General features: G+C 42.4%; 17 protein-coding genes. 14 read left to right on the top strand and 3 right to left on the bottom strand.

The window, feature by feature from the left end:
* Positions 1-154: 154 nt before the first annotated feature.
* From PGP85_RS01355 to PGP85_RS01370, 4 genes are all read left to right on the top strand, one after another.
* Positions 155-781: a TetR/AcrR family transcriptional regulator gene (locus PGP85_RS01355; RefSeq protein ID WP_270325611.1), complete on the top strand. Its 627-nt coding sequence runs from the start codon at positions 155-157 to the stop codon at positions 779-781.
* Between the two features lie 239 nt (positions 782-1020).
* The gene (locus tag PGP85_RS01360) at positions 1021-1206 is read left to right on the top strand and encodes a CPBP family intramembrane glutamic endopeptidase (protein ID WP_270326115.1); all 186 of its coding nucleotides are present in this window, start codon (positions 1021-1023) and stop codon (positions 1204-1206) included.
* 141 nt (positions 1207-1347) lie between these two features.
* A complete protein-coding gene (locus PGP85_RS01365; RefSeq protein ID WP_270326117.1) occupies positions 1348-1920 on the top strand; it encodes a helix-turn-helix domain-containing protein in 573 nt (190 codons plus the stop codon).
* 196 nt (positions 1921-2116) lie between these two features.
* A complete protein-coding gene (locus tag PGP85_RS01370; protein WP_270325612.1) occupies positions 2117-3247 on the top strand; it encodes a hypothetical protein in 1131 nt (376 codons plus the stop codon).
* A 43-nt stretch (positions 3248-3290) separates the two neighbouring features.
* Here the strand turns inward: PGP85_RS01370 and PGP85_RS01375 are convergent, their stop codons facing one another.
* Together PGP85_RS01375 and PGP85_RS01380 are read right to left on the bottom strand one after the other, a co-directional pair.
* Positions 3291-3896 carry a TMEM175 family protein gene (locus PGP85_RS01375; RefSeq protein WP_090406460.1) on the bottom strand — a complete coding sequence of 202 codons (606 nt, stop codon included), beginning with the start codon at positions 3894-3896 and terminating at the stop codon, positions 3291-3293.
* A gap of 228 nt (positions 3897-4124) precedes the next feature.
* Positions 4125-4424 (bottom strand): DUF2316 family protein, encoded by a 300-nt coding sequence (locus PGP85_RS01380; RefSeq protein WP_270325613.1) that lies wholly within the window; start codon positions 4422-4424, stop codon positions 4125-4127.
* Between the two features lie 545 nt (positions 4425-4969).
* Here PGP85_RS01380 and PGP85_RS01385 point away from each other — a divergent pair.
* From PGP85_RS01385 to PGP85_RS01430, 10 genes are all read left to right on the top strand, one after another.
* The gene (locus PGP85_RS01385) at positions 4970-7417 is read left to right on the top strand and encodes a coiled-coil domain-containing protein (protein WP_270325614.1); all 2448 of its coding nucleotides are present in this window, start codon (positions 4970-4972) and stop codon (positions 7415-7417) included.
* A 412-nt stretch (positions 7418-7829) separates the two neighbouring features.
* Positions 7830-8912: a 3-phosphoserine/phosphohydroxythreonine transaminase gene (serC, locus tag PGP85_RS01390; RefSeq protein ID WP_270325615.1), complete on the top strand. Its 1083-nt coding sequence runs from the start codon at positions 7830-7832 to the stop codon at positions 8910-8912.
* Positions 8913-10100: a 3-phosphoglycerate dehydrogenase family protein gene (locus tag PGP85_RS01395; protein ID WP_270325616.1), complete on the top strand. Its 1188-nt coding sequence runs from the start codon at positions 8913-8915 to the stop codon at positions 10098-10100.
* Positions 10100-11326, top strand: a complete 1227-nt coding sequence (locus tag PGP85_RS01400; RefSeq protein WP_270325617.1) for a DUF1015 domain-containing protein — start codon at positions 10100-10102, stop codon at positions 11324-11326. The genes PGP85_RS01395 and PGP85_RS01400 overlap by 1 nt, the downstream gene beginning before the upstream one ends.
* A 104-nt stretch (positions 11327-11430) precedes the next feature.
* A complete protein-coding gene (locus tag PGP85_RS01405) occupies positions 11431-11766 on the top strand; it encodes a PadR family transcriptional regulator (RefSeq protein ID WP_010742029.1) in 336 nt (111 codons plus the stop codon).
* 3 nt (positions 11767-11769) lie between these two features.
* Complete coding sequence (locus tag PGP85_RS01410) at positions 11770-12813, top strand: HAAS signaling domain-containing protein (protein WP_270325618.1); 1044 nt, start codon at positions 11770-11772, stop codon at positions 12811-12813.
* A 111-nt stretch (positions 12814-12924) separates the two neighbouring features.
* Complete coding sequence (locus tag PGP85_RS01415; RefSeq protein WP_270325619.1) at positions 12925-14025, top strand: SLC13 family permease; 1101 nt, start codon at positions 12925-12927, stop codon at positions 14023-14025.
* 190 nt (positions 14026-14215) lie between these two features.
* The gene (locus PGP85_RS01420; protein ID WP_270325620.1) at positions 14216-15370 is read left to right on the top strand and encodes a trans-sulfuration enzyme family protein; all 1155 of its coding nucleotides are present in this window, start codon (positions 14216-14218) and stop codon (positions 15368-15370) included.
* Between the two features lie 582 nt (positions 15371-15952).
* A complete protein-coding gene (locus PGP85_RS01425) occupies positions 15953-16411 on the top strand; it encodes a hypothetical protein (RefSeq protein ID WP_270325621.1) in 459 nt (152 codons plus the stop codon).
* Between the two features lie 5 nt (positions 16412-16416).
* Positions 16417-16923: a prolyl-tRNA synthetase associated domain-containing protein gene (locus PGP85_RS01430; protein WP_270325622.1), complete on the top strand. Its 507-nt coding sequence runs from the start codon at positions 16417-16419 to the stop codon at positions 16921-16923.
* A 63-nt stretch (positions 16924-16986) separates the two neighbouring features.
* On the opposite strand, the gene PGP85_RS01435 is transcribed toward PGP85_RS01430, so the two are convergent.
* Positions 16987-18759, bottom strand: coding sequence for a putative polysaccharide biosynthesis protein (locus PGP85_RS01435; RefSeq protein ID WP_270325623.1), 1773 nt, complete (start codon positions 18757-18759; stop codon positions 16987-16989).
* Positions 18760-18824 lie beyond the last annotated feature (65 nt).

Consider the following 18824-nt stretch of genomic DNA (forward strand, 5'->3'; position numbering starts at 1 on the left):
ATTGAACACTGTGTTGATTTTTTATGTTCCCTAGTTTAAGCTGAAAGCAGTAGTTGAACAACGAACAATAATCCAGCGAGTGTTCAAAAGTTAAACACTTCACGAGCAAGTGTTCAAAAATTCAACAAATCAAGTCAAATTGTTGGGAGAAAATATGTCGAATAAAACGGATCGAACAAAAATGCATATCATTCAGACCTTTTTTGAAATGATGAATGACATTGGTTTCGAAAAAATTACAGTAGCGAATCTATCGCAACGAGCAAAAATCAATCGCGGAACCTTCTATCATCATTTTCCAGATAAATACGCGGTCTTAGAAGAGGTAGAGGATGAGATCTATTCAAATTTTGAACAGGTCTTGAATGATCATGTCGGCTGGGCAGTGACGGAAAAAATCGATGTCTATGGTCGAGAACAAGTAGAAAAATTCTTCAATGAGGCTTGTTTGTTCGTAATGAAATTCCTGTATGAGCGAAAAGAGACCGCCCAAACATTGTTGGGGGAGCACGGGCGCCCGCAGTTTATTGAAAAACTGGAGCGCGCGTACATCTTTGCTGTGCAAAAAAAGATTCGCCTAAATTCCCATGAGTTTACCGAAGTAGAAAGACTGCAGCAGGAATTTATCTATTTCGGTGCGATCGCAATCGTCAAACGCTGGATACGAAACGGCGCGAAGGAGTCCCCTGAAGAAATGGCTCAGGTCATCTCGAAATGTATGACGACTCCGCCAATCGAGATTTTTGAAACGATTGAACGAGGTGGATCAACTACTAGGTAGGGAAATAAGTTACAAAGTGTTGACATAAAACTTGCAGGTCAATGGAGATTGAAATGAGGCAAAGGGTGCTTTTCAGAATGTGTGGATTACTAGTATTGCATTAACTGCTGAGGTTCGGGATCAAGCAGGACTGTTTTCGATTTTTAGAGCGGACGGATTTTACAAACCAATTGGCCTCTTGGCTATTTATGGAATCTGTTGTCTGTTATTTTTAAACATCCAATAATGGTTTATTTGGCATCTGGTATCTTGGCCACTTTGATTCGCCTGCCTCTCGAGTGGAAACGGATCTCATGCAAGAGCTGATTTGCAAGATGATTACAGGATTGCGCTATGGATTGGTTCTGGGATTGCTGCGTTGGAAAACAAAGAATTGCTATTCGACCATGTTGTTACATGGAGCGATGAATATTTTTGGTCGATGATTTTCTAATATAAAACGTTGTTAAATCAATAAATACAAGGTTGACAAAGACTTTTGACAAGTGGAAAAGGCCTAATGATAAAGAGTTTTGCTGGTGAGGATTGGTGAAAAACTTTATGGTGAGGATGAAGGAGCGGATGAAATGAATTTAAGCAAGCAGATTAAAAAATTACGAGAGACGGCGGGATTATCTCAAGAGGAATTATCGGAAAAGATCTACGTTTCGCGCCAAACAATCTCCAATTGGGAAAATGAACGGAGCTATCCAGATATTCATAATCTGTTATTGTTGAGTGTTCTTTTCGACGTGACTTTAGATGAACTTGTCAAAGGAGACGTGGAAACGATGAAAAAAGTGATCAAAAAAGATGAGATGGATAAGTACAGTTACATTATGATGGGGACGATTGGAGCAGCAGCGATTTCATTTGGCCCAGCTTGGAAGTTTCTAGGCGATAAAGGGCTAGTGATCCCTTTAGTTCTTTGGATGGTCGGTATGTGGGCAGCGATCAAAATCGAAAAAATCAAGAAAGAAAAGAATATCAAAACCTATAAAGAGATTGTCGCTTACATGGATGGGGACAATGTCGAAGAAAAGCGGCAGGAGCGCAGCTTAGGGAAGGATCTACTCTCAAAAACAATGATCGTTATTGTTTTTACCGCTGTAGTTTTAGTCGTGGTTTTAGCAAGTATGTGGATAAGCGGAATGTTTTAGGAAACAGGATTAAGTGTCTAGAAAGGTGATTAGATCAACCTTATAGGCACTTTTTTTTGTTAAATAAAGCGAACGAGTTTGCAAAATATTTAATTTTTTGGTAAAAAACCGGGTTCGTCTTTTAGGGTTCTTAGCGGTATGATGTTTTTGAGTCGTTTATGAAAGCGCGAACAAGAACGAGAGGACGGGAAATGTCATGAAGAAAAACGTACAGACCAAACCATTAAGCCAGGTACAATTGTTTGTTACAAAACGCAACACATTGGAGCAAAAGATCAGCAGCTATTACGAAAACACACAAAATGTTTCTGATGTGATCCAGTATGCTGTTGCGATCATGGTCAAGAACGCCTTAGTCCTCAGCGACTATTCAGAGTTTTTAATAGAATTGGTGCGGGAATTATTCTTGCATGCTGAACCAAGCGAAGTGCTGCGTAAAAATCTTTGCTATTTCAAGCCATATTTCAAAGGCGGCGAGTTTGATAAAGTGGTCAATCGCTTGTTTAAAAATAGAAGGGAATACCTTCAATTTTCCGAGGAAGCTCGTTCAATTTGTAAATATCTGCACGCAGAAGATGCACTAGCAAAGGAAGATGCTAAATATGGCTATCATCTTGTTTCAGTTTTTAAAGCGGCCAGCGGGAAGAAACATAGTTGGATATTAAGGAATATTGATCCGGCGATGTCGAAGGAAGAGGCGCGAGAAAAAACGCGGGCCTTACTAAAAGTATTAACGACATTGACGATATTTGAGCAGAATGGCAGCCGAAAATTTGCCCAGCTTGTGAAGTTTGACTATATAGAAAGTGCCGATGTCATGCATCATGAGGAATCGCAAGAATTATTGGAGGAGTCTGTCCAAAATTCAGAAGACGCGAAGGAAACACTTACTATCATGGTGCCTCACGGGTTTGATCCGAGAACGTTGAGTGATGCAGAAGCGATAGTCTTGATCCAGGCGCACTTACCTGAAGGGAAGACACTGGCAGATATAGAGGTCTTGTTTGTTGAGCGTCCGGCTGATTCGGCGGAAGCAGCAGATCCAGTATTTGATCCCCCAGTTATATCTAATGAAGTACAGCAGGAGTCCCATGAACCAGAATCCGCCTCAATAAAAGAAGATCGTGCGATTGGTGTTGCTGATCCGCCGGAAACAGAATCAACTCCCAAACGACCAACGAATAATCGTCCACTCAGCGGCCGACAGCTTTCAGCACTTAGTCTGATTAACAATCGCGAAAGAGAGCAAAGTCAACAGACGAGTAGCGGTAAGCGCAACAGCAAGAAAAAAGGCGGCAGTCAAAAGAACAAAAAACGAAAGAAATAAAAAAAACTTCCGCGTGTGTGCAGAAGGCTATTTGGCAGGGGGATTATTCCGCCGTTTCGCTAAAAATTTTATCACTATCGTCATTGGTCCAAAAAGCCATAACAATCAGTTCAATCAATGTCGCAATTAGGCCAATCGGCGGATAGAAGTAAATGCCGATAGCCGTTGCAAAAACGGTCAATGGAAAATAGATACTTCCCATATAAAAGTATGGTCCCATTTTCTTGATTTTTTGACTGATCTCAGTATTAGCCTCATGGTTCACGCGGTCAATGGTTCGGCTTAACCAGTAATAAGCCATACTCCACAAAGTAAAAATCAATAGATAGAAATATTCAGGCGCATGGTACAGCATGAATTCACCTGCCCAAGCTGTTGCGACAGGGATCATCGCCATAGTGAAAAGCCAAATGTTGTTGATCCAATAGATGCTTTTAGTTACTCGTTTGGTCAGGCTGAACATGTAATGATGATTGTACCAAGCCACCGCGATAAAGAAAAAGCTGACAGCATAAGCGAATAAATAAGGCAGATCCTCCAAAATTGCTGTCCAGTGAAAATCATGAGGGGTTTTAAACTCTAAAATCATAATAGTCATAATGATGGCTACGATAGCGTCAGAAAATGCCTCTACGCGTCCTTTGTTCATCTCTAAGACTCCTTCTTTCTTAATCAAAATAGTCTATTATTTTTAGCATGTTCAATGCGCTGGGGCAAACAAAGACACTTAAAAACACAGACTTGATTTTTTTTAATCAGGTCTGTGTTTTTTTGTTCGTTTAAATGAAAAAAATTCTACATTACGAGGATTATTTTTCTAGCAATAAATGAGGTAAGTCTTCATTCTTCATTTTAAAGTTAATCGTGTTAAAAACGATTAGCCAAGTTTCTTTTTGTCGATCCGGCGGCTGTTTAAAAACCAATGGCGATGATAATCTCCGACTAATGCGGTGAAGGGAACAGCAGGTTTTCCTTGTGCTGAAAGTTCGGCCTCCAAATAGTTTTTCAGAACCCAAGGATCTTCGATGCGGCTAACATTCAAATTCAAGGTATCTTCGATTATTGCCGGAGTGGTGTTTAGATCAACAGCGATTTGTTCGATGCTGAGTCCGGTCTGTTCGAAATTTTCTTGGAACTCTCTTTTTGTATCGCTGATTTGTTGAGGATTTAATGACATGGTATCCGCTTCTTTCTTGAAAAATGAATAGTTGTAACTTTAACTATCAACAGCATACGCTGTTCTGATTTAGTTGTCAAATAAATAGTTGTAATTTAAACTATCTGCGAAAAACGAAAACGTATCTGCTTTCAGCCCGTAAGATTTTAATCGTAAAGAGCAATGGACATTTGAATCTAACTGAACGGGGGCTTGAATGCCTCAAACTAGTCATTTTCGTCATAAATAAAAAAATAACTGATTGAATTAGGTTTTAGCTTGTTTAACAGCATTTTATAGATTTATAAGAACAAAACAAATCGAAAGCAAACGCTTTTACTTGCAATACACAAATATATGGTTAATATATGACAATAGTAAAGTTATTTCAAATAGAAAATAAGCCATAAATAAGAGTGTTCTTGTGAAAAGTTCTCATTATGTAATTCACAATGTGGGAATTTATTATTGCAGTATTTATTTTGCTATTTGACTTGTTGCTTCTTTTTTAGAGTGAACATAGAGAAGATGAAAGCCAATTCCAACTAGGGGTGAGTATAGAGTATATGAATAGAAAAAGGAAAAGCCTAGCTGTTTTTACCATAGCAGCGTTGAGTTTATCTATTGCGAGTCCCTTGACGCAGGTATTTGCAGCAGAGAATACGATTGTTTTTAAGGACAAAGGGAAATACGAGGCGGCATTAGCGGAGTATAAAAAGAATCAAGCTGATTTCCTAGAAAAAAGTAAACAGTATCAAGAAAAAGTTGATGCTAATAAGCAGATTCAGCAAGAGAATGAACAAGCGACAAGTGCTTTTCAGGCCGAGCTGAAGAAGTTTAACGAAGATATGGCGTTGTATAATACTCAGATGGCAGATTATGAAGCGAAATTAGCGCAGCATAATGAAGCCTTAGATCAGCAAAAGCAACTATTGAGTGATTATCAAGAAAAGATGGCGAAATACCGGGAAGAGCTGGCGAATTATCAAAAGCTATTGTCTGAGTATCATCAGCATCTGGACGAAGTAATCGCGGGAAATAACCAGATGGATGAAAAGTATAAAGAGGCCTTAAAGCAATATCAGGCTGCACTGGCGATTTACGAGGAACAATTGAAAGAGTATTCTGAAGCCGTTGCAAATCGTGATGAGGTTATCCAATCCAATCAAGACGCGACCAACAACTACCAAGCAGAACAACAGGCCTATCAAGAAAAATTAAATACATACAAGGAACAATTACAAACCTATAATGATGAATTAGCCGAACGACAAAAAGTGGTGGAATCCAACGAGAGTTTACACGAAGCGTTCAATACGGCCTATACAAAATACCAAGCAGATCTGGCTACTTATCATAGTCAAAAGACCGATTATGATCAGAAGATGGCGACAATAAATGATCATTTATTGGCCGGTCATTATACAATGCCAAGCTCTTGGGATAATTCCTTCAACCTTTATTCGCTGTTTACCAATTACACGGGTATGCAAGCCTACCTTGAGTATGGCTTATCTACCAGTGGAGACGACATGGTCAAATTGATGGACACATATCGTTCTAAAAATGCGATACCAGAAGGAACATTAAAAGATAAGTTAACGAATTCGATACCGGTTTTTACAGAGACCTATACGTTTTATAAGAATTTGCCAATTACTTCGTCCGTGCCAATCTATTTTCAAACGGTGCCGTCCGTTACGAATGGGGCAAAGGGACCCAATGGATTTAGTCAAAATCTGAGAGGACAAGGGTTCGATTTCAGTTTTACAAGTTCATTTGAGGGGGATCCGGAACAAGCAAAGAATGCGACGACCAGCAACATTCCAGAAAGCTTGCGGACACCGACGGAACAAGATATTTTAAATGCGATTCCGCCGCTCTTTACTTCTAAGCAATCATTTAATGCATCGAATAGTGATCAGGTAGCTATTCAGATTACACCTGAACTAGTTGATAAATGGAAAACAGCTTTGAAAAGGACAAAAGAACTGAGTGACAGTGAATTCAATCAGGCGTTCGATCTCTATGTTCAAGCGTTTAAAACATTTAATGCTTCTAACCGCGGTCCGCAGGCACTGAAAAATCTGCAGGATCAAGTAGTTAGTGTGAATGCAATCGAGCGAGATGCCGTTGATTTGATAAGCGGCAAAAAGGTTGATCTTGGTGAAAATAATCGCGAGTTTTTGAACGATCTGACGAATACGGCAGTTTCCTCTGATCAATTAGCCAATAAATATGGATACTTGACGCTATTAACTAAAATGGCTGGAGCGACCGTATTTGGCTATTATCATGAGCTTACGGCGAAACCGGGTGAAGTCATTAAAGTAGCGACGAATGATGTCTATTATCCAGGCTATTGGGGCTTGAGTTTGAATTCAACAAAGGCGACGCCAGTGTATCCGGTACTGCCTATAGAACCGACACCGCCAACGGAACCAGAGTATCAAAAGGTTCCCGATGAGCCTGTGCCGCCGGTTGTTCCTGAGCCGCCTAAACCATTAGTGCTGCAAGAAGTACCAAACGTTCCTGCGATGCCGGTCATGCCGATTGCTCCGACACCGCCAGAGCATGAAACCGTGCCTGAGAATCCGAACTTAGTACCGCCGGTTATGCCTGAGGAGCCAGTCTTGCCCGAAATACCAGTGGTGCCTGAACTTCCGGTCATGCCGAAGATACCCGTGCAGCCAGAGCTGAAGCCGCTGCTTCCAGTAGGCGAACCTCCAGTACCGCCGATTCCGCCAGAATATCAGACGGCAACCGACATTGTGGAGCAGCCTAAAACACCGAAACCCGAATCGCCGATTACTGAAAAAGTGGTCTTAGTAAATAATAAACATACCACTCAAACGAACGGTTATACAGAGAGTTATAACCCTCAAAAAAGTGGAACGGTGAAAGAGTATCCGAAAACAGGGTCTAAACAAAGTGCCCTATCAACTGTAGGCTATACTGTTTTAGGAAGTGTTGCTGCTCTTTACCTTTGGGTGTTGAAACGTTCACGGAAATAGTTTTGTTCATTAATAATGACAAGCGTTAAACGTCCGTATGAACCTGTAAACCATGAATAAGAATTGAACAGAGTATCCGCCAATCGAATCATTGGATGGCGGATACTCTGTTTTTTATGCTTTTGAGCGGGAGCGTCAGTTATGAGATGCTTTTTAGCCAGAAATGGATTGCTTGTTTTCATTTTATGTAAGCAAACATGAAATTTTCTGACAAAATTCAAATTACAGTGAAATTAATTTAGAATTAGGCTTTTATCATTTAAGGACATCTGTTATAATTGTCATCACATCTTGATGCAGGAAATCTTTGTCTGATTACTATAGAAGTTTGTTTCTTAACAGTGGATCAGGAAGAGATTTACGGCTTAAAGATGGAAATAATTCCATAACTATGAAAAAGGAGAGAATGAGTATGACGATTTACAATTTTTCTGCAGGTCCCGCAGTATTACCGAAAGCTGTGTTGGAGATCGCACAGTCCGAGATGCTTGATTACAAAAATAGCGGTATGTCGGTGATGGAGCTGAGTCATCGTTCCTCCTTGTTTGAAGAAATCATCCAAGCTGCTGAAAGCTTATTAAGAGAATTAATGGCGATCCCTGACAATTACAAGGTCTTGTTTTTACAAGGCGGAGCAAGTTTGCAATTCAGCATGGTGCCGTTGAACTTGGCTCAAGGCAAAAAAGCGTTGTATGTCAGTACCGGTTCGTGGTCGAAAAAGGCTATCAGTGCCGCAAAAGCACTTGATAATGTCGAAGTAGAAGTGATCGCTTCTAGTGAAGATAAAAATTTCACCTATATTCCAGAATTGCCGGAAACGGTGGATCAAAATGCCGCTTACGTGCATATTACAACGAACAATACGATAGAAGGAACAGCGTTTGCGAAGATTCCAAACTTCGGCAAAGTTCCTGTGGTAGCAGATATGTCTTCAAACATTTTAGCCAATGACTATAAAGTAGAGGACTTTGGCGTGATCTACGCTGGTGCACAGAAAAATATCGGTCCGGCTGGATTGACGGTCGTGATCATTCGTGAAGATTTGCTCAATCAAGAAGCAGTTTTTGCGCCGATGTTAGATTATGCGTTGCAGGCGAAGAATGATTCCTTGTATAACACACCGCCTACCTATGCGATCTACATCGCGAAGCTAGTCTTTGAATGGGTGAAAGCCCAAGGCGGCGTAGCTGGAATTACCGAAAAGGATCAGCAAAAATCCCAACTATTATATGACACGATCGAAAAATCGAAGTTGTTCACGAGCCCAGTGAGAAAAGATAGCCGTTCAATCACCAATATCCCATTTGTGACTGGTGACGATGCCTTAGACAAAGCCTTCAACCAAGCGGCTTTAGCAGAAGGCTTCGAGAATCTGAAGGGTCACCGCTCAGTTGGCGGCATGCGTGCGAGTCTTTACAATGCGTTCCCAATAGAAGGTGTCGAGGCGTTAGTGGCCTTCATGGCGAAATTTGAAAAGGAAAATGGAGGGAATTAGATGTTTCAGATTAAAACATTCAACGCGATCGCTCCTGAGGGAATGGCGCGTTTTGATAAAGAAAACTACCGCATCAACGAAAGCGAAGAACCAGATGGCATTATTTTGCGCAGCCAAAAGCTGCATGACTATGCCTTTCCTGAATCTGTTTTAGGAGTAGCGCGGGCAGGTGCCGGAACGAACAATATTCCAGTTAAAGAGTGTACCGAAAAAGGCATCGTGGTTTTCAACACACCGGGAGCCAATGCGAATGCGGTGAAGGAATTAGTGATCGCGAGCTTATTATTAGCGGTTCGTCCGATGGTTCAAGGGATTGATTGGGTGCAAACATTGGAAGGTGCCGATGTCGATGAACAGGCTGAGGCGCAAAAAGCACAATTCGCCGGAACGGAACTTGAAGGCAAGAAACTAGGAGTCATTGGTTTAGGTTCAATCGGAGCGATGGTAGCCAACGATGCCTACCGTTTAGGAATGGAAGTTACGGGTTACGACCCGTATGTTTCAGTCGATACGGCCTGGAGCATTTCTCGTCGGGTAAAACGGGCGAAGGACTTGAAAGAGGTTTTGACCAACTGTGATTTCGTGACTGTCCACGTGCCGTTAACTGAAAATACCCGTCATTTGATCAGCACCGAAGAATTGATGCAAATGAAGCAAACAGCACACTTAATGAACTTCGCGCGCGGCGAAATCGTTGATACAGATGCTGTAGTGAAAGCTGTAAACGAAGAACGCATTGCTGGTTTTACAACCGACTTTGCGGAAGAAAAATTATTGCATAATGATAAAATCACGGTGCTGCCGCATTTAGGGGCATCAACCGAAGAAGCGGAAGTTAACTGTGCCAAGATGGCAGCCCGCGGATTGAAACGGTTCTTAGAAACCGGCGTCATTAAACGGTCAGTCAATTTTCCAAATGTCGAGATGGCATTTGATTCTCCATACCGTATTACGATCATCAATCGCAATGTACCGAACATGCTAGGATTGATCGCATCTGAGATTGCTTCATTAGAAGTCAATATCGATAACATGCTGAATCGCGGGAAAGACGATCATGCCTATACACTGGTGGACGTTTCAGAAACAGATCCGGCTAAAATAGCGGCGATTACAGAAAAACTAAGCCAGAACGAAGGCATTGTCCGCGTCCGTGCAATCAAACGGGATGAGGAGAGTGAATTTTAATGGTTCAAGTTCATCCATTCAAAGGTATTCGTCCAGCTGAAGAGTTGGCCGATCAGGTAGCGGCTTTGCCCTACGATGTTGTTAATTCACAAGAGGCTAAAGACTTAGCGGCGGATAATCCGTACAGCTATTTCCATATCGACAAGGCAGAGATCGACTTGCCAGCTGATCTGTCACCTTACGATGAAAAGGTTTATCAAAAAGCCGCCGACAATTTAGCGGCATTCTTAGAAAAAGGCTGGTTGTTCAAAGAATCAGAAGCGTATTTCTATCTCTATGAATTAGTGATGAATGGCCGCAGCCAGACAGGGATCGTGGCTTGTACATCGATCAGCGACTATATCGATGAAAAAATCAAGAAGCACGAGTTTACCCGACACGAAAAAGAAATCGATCGGATGAATCACATCCGCACCTGTGACGCGAATACTAGTCCGATTTTCCTAAGCTATCGACCGCAAACAGAAATTCAAACGATCATCAAGGATTGGCAGCAGGAGCATGCGCCGGTCTATGATTTCACCAGTTATCATGAGGTGACGCATCGTGTGTGGGTGATCGATCAAGCGGAAACGAACGAAAAATTGACGAAACTATTTACTGATGTTGACGCGCTGTACATTGCGGATGGTCATCATCGGACAGAATCAGCGGTCAAGATCGGTTTGGAAAAACGCCAATCCGGCGAACAAAATCCAGAAACAGAACAGTTCTTGTCGATTATTTTCCCTGAGGATGAGTTAGCGATCTGGGAATACAATCGAGTGCTGAAATCAGCACCGCCAGCGGACTTTATGGATCGTTTGGCTGAGAACTACCAAGTCACCAAAACAGGTGTTAAAAAGCCTGAGCAAGCCGGCGACTGCCAATTATATGATGGTGAAGCTTGGTATACCTTAAGCATCAAACCGGAAAAGGTTCCGAATGATCCCGTCGAGAAATTAGATGTGGCCCTGCTGCAAAAATTTGTCTTAGAGGACATCTTTGGAATCGCGGATATTCGGACCGACAAACGAATTGATTTTGTCGGTGGGATTCGCGGAACAGAAGAGCTGGAAAAATTAGTCGATTCAGGCGACTGGAAATTAGCCTTTTCAATGTATCCAACGCAAATGACGGATCTTCTCGCTGTCGCGGATGCGAAAAAAATCATGCCGCCGAAATCAACCTGGTTTGAGCCAAAACTATTAAGCGGTTTGTTCTTACACGATTTAGAAACGAAATAATACGGAAACTCTCGAATCTTTTCGAGAGTTTTTTATATTTAAAATATTATGTTATTGACTATAATGTGTGTCGCACAGTATAATAATATTGAAGAGGTGATCCTATGCCAGATAAGGATATCGTACAGAATTATGTTACAGAATTAAAAAGAGGAAATTTGGTTTTGGCTGTATTAGGCAGTCTGAATACGCCTCATTACGGCTACGCGCTTTTGCAGACTTTGCAGGAGAAGGGAATGGATATCGAGGCCAATACGCTTTATCCATTGCTGAGAAGATTAGAAAAGCAGGAGCTGCTGGTCAGTGATTGGGATACGACCGAAAGCAGGCCGCGCAAATATTACACGATCAGCAAAACGGGAAAAGCAGTTCGGACAAAATTGTTTGAAGAGTGGAAGGAAATGCAAAAGAGTTTAATTGGTATTTATTCGGAGGGGTGAACTATGGAAAATGTAATCGAACGTTACATCGCTGCGGTGGTAGGGCAGCTGACGGAAAACGAACGAAAAGAAGTGGCACAAGAATTACGTGGCAATATTTACGATATGCTATCGGACCAGCCAAGTGCCGCAGAAATTGAACAGGTTCTGCAAGCGATGGGCTCGCCGGCAAAACTGGCGGAACAATATCGGCAAAATCCGCGTTACTTAATTTCGCCGCAGGTCTACGAGGATTATCTTCGCTTGTTAAAATTATTGGTTCCGATAATCGGGATCATTACGCTAATCGTGGGGGCTGTTACTGGCGGGCTCGAAGCCTTCCAGCAAAATGGGGCGCAGGTAGGAAGCGTCCTTCAAGTCATGTTTCAATCTGGGATCGAGAGCGGTGTGTCTGGGGTCTTGCAGACGCTAGTTTGGACGACTATTGGTTTTGTGATTGCTGAACGCACCGGAGCCTTTGATAAAAAGAAAACGGAAGAGTGGACCATCGATGATCTGCCGCCCGTGACCACAGAAAAAGCGATTCCGATCTCTGATGCGGTGGCGGAAATCATCGCAGTATTAGTCTTCAGCGCCTTTTTACTGTTTGGAGCATTAAACGCTTTTCCACAAGTTTTTTCTAAAACTGGTAATGCGATCGTCAATATGCCATTATTCAGTAATGATTTCGTTCGGTTTTTGATACCAGTGCTGATCATTGGAACAGTATTGACATTGATCGTTAGTGTTCTGAAACTGATAGATCGCCGCTGGAGCAATCGTGTCTGTTTTTGGTCGATTATTGACAACGCTGTTTCCGCGGTCATGTGGGTCCTGTTATTGCTAAGTAACAACATTTTCAGCCAAGAGCTGGTCGACTTATTACAGGAACAGACCTGGTCTAACGGGGATGTGCTGCACTATATTTCGACAGGGGATACAGCTTCGATCCGCTTGATCATCAGTGTGATCATCGTGGTCGTAGCCATCATCCAAATCGGGATCGTGGTCTATTACCGAAGCAAGCGCAATATCTCCCAACGCTGGATTAACCAAGAACGTGCGTAGTGAAGAAAAAAATGATGTCAATCGGTTCTCGATTTGAGGGCCGATTTTTTGCGCAAATTTCGGGCGATGGAGTATGCTAATAAAGTCTAATCTATCGAAGAGGGTGGGAAAATGGAGCGAGTGACGAATTATTTTAAAAACAATCGATTATTGAGTGGTTCTTTGGTTCTAGCGCTGATTAGCTGTTTGATCGGTCGTTTTTCCGCCGATTTTATCGATTATAAAGTGATCTTCAGTTTATTTGGCCTAATGCTTCTGATTCAAGGCTTTGAACAGGTTGGCCTCTTGCAGTACTTGGCGCAAAAACTGCTGCACTTTTCTAAAAACAGCCGGCAGTTGGTTCAGCTGATGATTCTTTTATCGCTGATCGGCTCAATGTTTCTAACGAATGATGTGGCGATATTGACATTGTTGCCGATCTATTTGAAGCTCTTATCAGTACTGCCAAAATTTAAGGGTCGATTTTTAGGCAGTGTTTTAATTATCGTTGCAGCGAACTTAGGCAGCAGCTTCTTTCCATTCGGGAATCCGCAGAATTTATATTTATATGATTATTATCATGTACCACTCCCTCAGTTTTTGACATGGATGTCGCTAGTGTTATTAGTCAGTCTAATTTCATTAGCGCTTTTGACACTGTTCGTCGCTAAGGACTCATTGACGGAAATTGACCTTGAAAATAGTCCGTTTGAGCGAAAAGAAACACTGCTGTTATCAGGTTTAATGATTGTCATGATTTTGGTAGTGCTGGATGTATTGCCGTATCAGTGGGTGATTCCTGCGGTGGCGTTGATCGTGGCGAGTTATCGTAGAGAATTGTTTAAAGACGTTGATTACGGACTATTAATGACTTTTGTCTGCTTTTTTATCATTGTTGGAAATATCGGGGAAGCGCAATTTATTAAAGAATTTTTGCAGAGACTGAATGGCAAACAGATTTATTTGGCAGGTTTAGGCCTGAGCCAAGTGATCTCAAATGTACCAGCGGCTTTCTTGATCGCGCCTTTTACAACCAACCAGCAGGCAGTCATCTTAGGCGTGAATATCGGCGGGTTAGGGACTTTGCTGGCTTCATTAGCAAATTTGATTGGTTACAACTTGTTCCAGATTTACTATCCCAAAGAGACAAAGCGCTTTTTCGGTCTATTCAGTGCAGTTAATTTTGGCCTTTTGTTTTTCCTAGGCGGTCTCTTTTATTTTTTCATCCATTAGAAAGCTCCTAGAATTCCTAAAAATAAGCTAAGTTTCTTATGGGAATTCATCCAAAAACAATGAAAACGCTTCAAACGGTGTTAAGCTAGTCTTGTGAGAAATGACCGAAGAACTTTGACCGTGTAACAGATAATGAAGCGGCAAAGTGACTCTTCGAAAAAGCACTTGCAGGAACTTAGGAGGATTTGTGATGAAAGACAAGACAAAATTAATCCACGGCTATCATGCCTTTGATGAAGAAACCGGCGCTTCATCGATTCCGATCTATCAATGTTCAACTTTTAAACAGGCATCCATCAAGGATGGACAGGCCTATACGTACTCGCGTTTCGGCAATCCAACGCGAACAGCTTTAGAGGAAGCCGTCGCCGCTTTAGAAAACGGCAAATATGGAACGGCATTTGCTTCTGGTATGGGAGCAATCTCGGCGGTTCTGCTGAGTTTCAATCAAGGCGATCATTTGGTGATGTGCAAGAGCATTTACGGCGGCACCTTCCAATTGGTTAACGAGGTTATGAATCGCTTCGGGATCGAAGTGACGTTTGTCGATGAGACCAATCTTGCGGAATGGGAGCATGCGATTCGGCCCAATACACGAGGACTTTATTTAGAAACACCATCGAATCCTTTATTATCAGTGACGGATATTGTGGGAGTAGTCGCAATCGCAAAAGAGCACCATTTAGTGACCATGATCGATAATACCTTCATGACACCGCAATTCCAGAAACCATTGGCATTAGGAGTCGATGTGGTGATTCACAGCGCTACTAAATTTATCAATGGACATAGCGATGTAGTAGCGGGGTTAGTTATAACTAATGACGAAGAGTGGCACAAGCAAATCAAGCTTCAGCAAAAAGTTTTAGGCGGCATTTTAGGTGTTGAAGACTGCTGGTTGACGATGCGCGGGCTTAAGACGATGGGCTTGCGGATGGAGCAGAGTGCACGCAGTGCGGAAAAAATCAGTCAGATGCTGGAAGACCATCCGGTTGTAAAAAAGGTTCATTATCCCGGGCTGCCTAGCCATCCCGAATATGATATTCACAAACGTCAGGCGACTTCCGGTGGAGCAGTTTTATCTTTTGAATTAGCCAGCCAAGAAGCGGTGTATACGTTTGCGGACGCTTTGCAGATTCCGATCGCAGCCGTAAGTCTCGGCGGAGTAGAGTCGATTTTATCTTATCCAGTCACCATGAGCCACGCTTGCGTACCAAAAGAAGAACGAGAAAAACAAGGCATAACAGAAGGTTTGCTGCGTCTATCCGTGGGAATCGAAGACACCGAAGATCTAATCGCAGACCTAGAACAAGCATTAGCCAAAGTTCGAATAACCGTAAAATAAACACATTGGGAATTTCCTTCCCAATGTGTTTTTCCTGTTTTAGGAGAGATGAATACCTTAACTCGAAGGAGTTGCGAATCCAAGTTTTCGCAGTACATATAAATAAAGGGGAAAGCACAATCATTCCTCCAACAACTAGTGACGCGTTTTAGTTGGATCGTATACGCAGTGAAAATCGAACTCATTTTTCCGTCTTTTTAGAAAAATGAATACCTTAAGCTGAAGGAGTTGCGAGTCCAAGTTTTCGCAGTATATATTGAATAAAGCAAATCCGGATTCATTCTACGAAAAATGAATAGTTTAGTTTAATTGGATCGTATACGCAGTGAAAATCAAACTCATTTTTCTGTCTTTTTAGAAAAATGAATACCTTAAGTTGAAGGAGTTGCGAGTCCAAGTTTTCGCAGTATATATTGAATAAAGCAAATCCGGATTCATTTCACTAGTAACTAGTGATGCGTTTTAGTTGGATCGTATACGTAGTGAAAAACGAACTCATTTTTCTGTCTTTTTAGAAAAATGAATACCTTAAGTTGAACGAGTTCGGTATAATAGTATCATCTCTTGGAGGAAGTGAAAGTCATGATCGAAAATTTATTACGTCCAGAAGTGCTGCTGTCAAACGTGATCGTTTGTTTGGTGACTGTTTTGATTACTCGTTGGGTACTTAATCGAAAGCCGAAGCCGGAACGGCCAGCGGAAGTGGTTCAGAGCCCGAAGCAAACGGCAGATGGGACAGTCATTCTTGAGACATCGCTGGCAACCTTGCAATCGTATAAAAATAATTTAAATAAATTTGGCTATGTCTATTTTCAAGAAACGACACCGATCGTGATTGAACAATTGAAGGCGGAAGCGAGCAGTTTGATTGTCTCGGAGACCAATCAGCCGATCCATGAGCTGCTGCAGAAAAACTATGAAAAGTTAGCGGATTTTCAGCAAAAAGAAGTAGCGGATACGAAGAAATTGGAGCTGGATGTGTTGAATCACGTCAATAAAACCATCATTACTTGGCGCAATCTGCTGAAGGAAAGCAGGTGAGTTTGATGGCTAAAGCGACGGATACTGAAGTTTATCAGCTGTTAGAAAAATGGCAGATTCCTTATGAGCGTGTGGATCATCAAGCTGTTTATACAGTGGCGGAGATCGATTTTTCGATCGACGGCAGCGATGTGAAAAACCTGTTGATGAAAAGCAAGAAGACTAAAAACTATTATTTTGTGATCTGTCCGGGTAAAAAGCAGCTGGATATTAAAGGACTAGCAAAAGCCTTGGGCGAACGTCATTTATCTTTTGCTTCAGAAGCGGAGCTTTTTGAATTGCTTGGCTTGGAAAGAGGTTCGGTTACACCGCTGGCTCTGCCGCATGATACTGGAAGGCAAATTACGGTGATCATTGATGAGACGATCGATCAAACGAAAAAGATCGGTTTTCATCCGAATACGAATACTGCGACGCTCGTGATCGCCTTTAGTGATTTTAGGAAATTTTTAGCCAATCTGGCAATCGAACCAAAATATCTATCAATTCCAGTAAAACAGCCCGAAGCGTAAACTTCGAGCTGTTTTTTTAAATAAAAAAAGCCGTGCAGAGTTATCTGCACGACTTAAATAGGTTTAACGCATCCGTAATCGACGGCGAATGCCATCCACCCGAGGGCCTAATAATTTATCGGCCATCCGCGTCTTCAACGCTAAGATCATGTAAGTCAATCCGCCAAAGGCCGCGACGATCAGAATAATGATCATGGATTGCATTTTCGAATCTGAGCTTAAAACTAATTCACAGCCGTATTTCACGACAAAGGCGACCACACCCATTGCCAGCGACATCAATGTAACTTTTCCAATAGAGGTCATCGTTTCTCTAAACGGAAATTGCGTGATGACATGGATTCGATCCAATAAGAACATATTTGCGACTAGGAATCCCACAAATGTAGCGATCAGCGGGCCGTAAGCCTCAAACATAAAGGTCAGTGGAAATTGTGAAACAGCCTTAACGAAGATCCCGATACCTAAAAACCAGACAGCTTGCATGTTGCCATCTAATCCTTGCAGCATCGTGGAACAGACCATGAAGAGTCCCATCATGATACCGACCACACAGGAAGCGGCCAATAGTTGCGCGCCCAGCGGATTCGGCCAGTAGAATAGGGTATTCAAGGGATAAGCCAAGATGAACATTCCGACAGTCGCCGGCATCATTACGAAGAACAATAATTGGATATTATTCGTTACTAGTTTGGCTAATCCTTTGTGATCCTTTTTCGTAAAACGTTCCGTGATCAGTGGCAAACCGGCCGTTGCCATCGCTGTCCCAAGTGCGATCACCACCATCGTCAATTTATCCGGATTGGCGGAGATTAAAGCAAACAGGTCGGCATTTTTAGCCGCGGAATAATTCGTTACGATCGACATGATTTTTTCAAAGGAATATTGATCAATCAGCTTGAAAATACTGATTGCACTGCCGACAATAATGAACGGGATCGCTTGCTGGATCATTTGCAGGACTAATTGACGCCCGGAGAAGGTAATCTCATTATTGCTTTCTCTGATCAATTCACGAAAGGCTGTCCGTTCTTTCAAAAGCGAGAACAATAGAACTCCCATCGCGAAGGCGACACCAATGAAGGCAGCGAACGTTGAATGTACAACAGCTGTCTTGTAACTGCCGTTGTTGATCTGCATGATAATGAAAGCAGAAGCTAACATGTAGCAGACTCGGGCGATTTGCTCGACAATTTGAGAGATCGCGTAAGGCTTCATATTGTTGTTTCCTTGGAAGAAGCCGCGGATTACACTCATAGCCGGGAAAATCAGCAGCACGACACTTAAGGAGCGCATGACTGGAACTAGGTCAGCGTTGCCTTGAGACAGGTATGGTGCGCCCACAAACATAATAGCGGCACAAATCACACCGCCGATGGTCATCAGCCGCATGGTATAGAACAATAGTTTTTTACTCAACCCGTATTCATTCATGGAATTATAACGGGCTGTTTGTTTAGCTACCGCCGCTGGAATCCCCGCGGTAGAAATCATAAGAAAGAGCGCGTAAACGTTATAGCCCTTAGTGTACAAATAATTGGCCTCTAAGCCATGGGGCTGCATCCAAGCAATCCAAGGGATCACGTAAACGGCACCTAGTAAACGGGAGAAGATATTCCCGACCGTCAGCCAAGCTGTGCTTTGCACCATTTTCTCTTGAGCTGTGGCCTGTTTTTTGGGTTCAGCAGGGGCGTCTGTTATCGGCTCTGCTTCAGGCGCCTGCGCTGTATTCCTTTTGTGATCTTTTTTAGGCGGCGGTGCCGCTTCTGTATGATAACGAGCGACGCGGGATCTTGAACCCTGCAACTCGTTTTCGTAGCTATTTTTTTCAGTCATATAAACCAGCTTTCTGCAACAGTATCCTCCATATTTTACCTGTTCTTCCAGGGAGTTACAATCCT

This window comes from Enterococcus malodoratus (assembly GCF_027659535.1).
GTDB lineage: Bacteria > Bacillota > Bacilli > Lactobacillales > Enterococcaceae > Enterococcus_A > Enterococcus_A malodoratus.

What these genes read in the sequence shown, in the direction of transcription:
- PGP85_RS01405 (WP_010742029.1), top strand. Translation starts at nt 11,431, where the DNA reads ATGCCAGATAAGGATATCGTACAGAATTATGTTACAGAATTAAAAAGA.
- PGP85_RS01430 (WP_270325622.1), top strand. Translation starts at nt 16,417, where the DNA reads ATGGCTAAAGCGACGGATACTGAAGTTTATCAGCTGTTAGAAAAATGG.
- PGP85_RS01395 (WP_270325616.1), top strand. Translation starts at nt 8,913, where the DNA reads ATGTTTCAGATTAAAACATTCAACGCGATCGCTCCTGAGGGAATGGCG.
- PGP85_RS01400 (WP_270325617.1), top strand. Translation starts at nt 10,100, where the DNA reads ATGGTTCAAGTTCATCCATTCAAAGGTATTCGTCCAGCTGAAGAGTTG.
- PGP85_RS01415 (WP_270325619.1), top strand. Translation starts at nt 12,925, where the DNA reads ATGGAGCGAGTGACGAATTATTTTAAAAACAATCGATTATTGAGTGGT.
- PGP85_RS01375 (WP_090406460.1), bottom strand. Translation starts at nt 3,896, where the DNA reads ATGAACAAAGGACGCGTAGAGGCATTTTCTGACGCTATCGTAGCCATC.
- serC (WP_270325615.1), top strand. Translation starts at nt 7,830, where the DNA reads ATGACGATTTACAATTTTTCTGCAGGTCCCGCAGTATTACCGAAAGCT.
- PGP85_RS01425 (WP_270325621.1), top strand. Translation starts at nt 15,953, where the DNA reads ATGATCGAAAATTTATTACGTCCAGAAGTGCTGCTGTCAAACGTGATC.
- PGP85_RS01380 (WP_270325613.1), bottom strand. Translation starts at nt 4,424, where the DNA reads ATGTCATTAAATCCTCAACAAATCAGCGATACAAAAAGAGAGTTCCAA.
- PGP85_RS01435 (WP_270325623.1), bottom strand. Translation starts at nt 18,759, where the DNA reads ATGACTGAAAAAAATAGCTACGAAAACGAGTTGCAGGGTTCAAGATCC.
- PGP85_RS01355 (WP_270325611.1), top strand. Translation starts at nt 155, where the DNA reads ATGTCGAATAAAACGGATCGAACAAAAATGCATATCATTCAGACCTTT.
- PGP85_RS01410 (WP_270325618.1), top strand. Translation starts at nt 11,770, where the DNA reads ATGGAAAATGTAATCGAACGTTACATCGCTGCGGTGGTAGGGCAGCTG.
- PGP85_RS01370 (WP_270325612.1), top strand. Translation starts at nt 2,117, where the DNA reads ATGAAGAAAAACGTACAGACCAAACCATTAAGCCAGGTACAATTGTTT.
- PGP85_RS01420 (WP_270325620.1), top strand. Translation starts at nt 14,216, where the DNA reads ATGAAAGACAAGACAAAATTAATCCACGGCTATCATGCCTTTGATGAA.
- PGP85_RS01385 (WP_270325614.1), top strand. Translation starts at nt 4,970, where the DNA reads ATGAATAGAAAAAGGAAAAGCCTAGCTGTTTTTACCATAGCAGCGTTG.
- PGP85_RS01365 (WP_270326117.1), top strand. Translation starts at nt 1,348, where the DNA reads ATGAATTTAAGCAAGCAGATTAAAAAATTACGAGAGACGGCGGGATTA.